This is a genomic window from Mesorhizobium sp. WSM3864, assembly GCF_002294955.1.
Taxonomy (GTDB): domain Bacteria; phylum Pseudomonadota; class Alphaproteobacteria; order Rhizobiales; family Rhizobiaceae; genus Mesorhizobium.
The window spans coordinates 1-1,159 of the sequence record NZ_NSGD01000058.1; the positions used below are offsets into that span (position 1 = coordinate 1).

1 protein-coding gene is annotated in these 1,159 nt (G+C 62.6%); it reads left to right on the forward strand.

Annotated elements, in window-relative coordinates; genetic code table 11:
* The first annotated feature begins 57 nt into the window (after window positions 1–57).
* On the forward strand, window positions 58–1,152 hold the full coding sequence (locus CK215_RS30550) for an ISAs1 family transposase (RefSeq protein ID WP_245418885.1): 1,095 nt from the start codon (window positions 58–60) through the stop codon (window positions 1,150–1,152).
* Window positions 1,153–1,159: the final 7 nt, after the last annotated feature.

The following is a 1,159-nucleotide window of genomic DNA, read 5'->3' on the forward strand; positions in this document are numbered from 1 at the left end:
GGCAGGGGAATCGCATATGGTTTTTTGGGACTTGAAGTTGGCCTGAGAAGGGATTCTTTGGACAGGCAGTCTAACGAAGGAGAGACTGCCATTTCCAGCCTTGAGAGCTATTTCGGCGCGGTGCCCGATCCGCGCGCTGGCAATGCCACGCACCGGCTTGGCGACTTAATCGTGATGATGATTGCGGCGAGCCTGTGCGGGGCGAGCAACGCGACGGAGTTCGCGCTGTTTGCGCAACAGCGCAAACAGGCGCTGTTGCGGTTGATCGAGTATGAGGTGGCGCCCAGCCACGACACCTTCTCGCGGCTGTTGCGACTGCTCGATCCGGAGGCGTTCGGTCGCGCCTTCGCGGCCTTTGCCGCAGGCTTTGCGCGCGCCTGCCAAGAGGCAATCTCGCTCGACGGCAAGGCGCTGCGGCGAGCCTATGAGAAGGGCCTTGCGGCCAGTCCGCCCTTGACGGTGTCGGCCTTTGCCGCCGAGACGCGGCTGTGCCTGGCGGCGGTCTCGCCGAGCGCCGGAGAGAACGAGGTCGAGGCGGCCCTCAAGGTCATCGAACTCATTGATCTTACTGGCAGAATGGTCACAGCCGATGCGCTCCACTGCCACACGCGCATGGCAAAAGCCATCACCGAACGCGGCGGCGACTACCTGCTCGCGCTCAAAGGCAACCGCCGCCATTGGGTTGGCCATGCCAAACAACGGCTGGCCGAAATCACCCCTTCAGTGGCGGAGCGGACCGAAACCAGCCATGGCCGCAATGAATGGCGGCAGGCCGAGGTCGTCGCCGCAACCGAGCCGCTGATGGCCGGCCACAAAGCCTTCATCCGCATCACCAGCCAGCGCAATCAAGCCAAGCCGCTGACGCGCCTGTTCATGGCTTCGACGCTGCTCTCACCGCAGCAGGCGCTCGAGCTCACAAGGGCTCATTGGCAGATCGAGAACGGGCTGCACTGGATGCTCGACGTCCATCTCGACGAGGATCAATCCCGAGCCCGCAAGGACAATGCTCCGGCCAACACCGCGCTCCTCAACCGCATCGCCAGAAACATCCTTCAGGCCGCCGATCTCGACAAAGTTCCCATCAGCCACCGTATCAAGAAATGCGCCTGGAATGACGACTATCTCACCCAGGCTCTGACCCATATGCGATAGCCCTGCC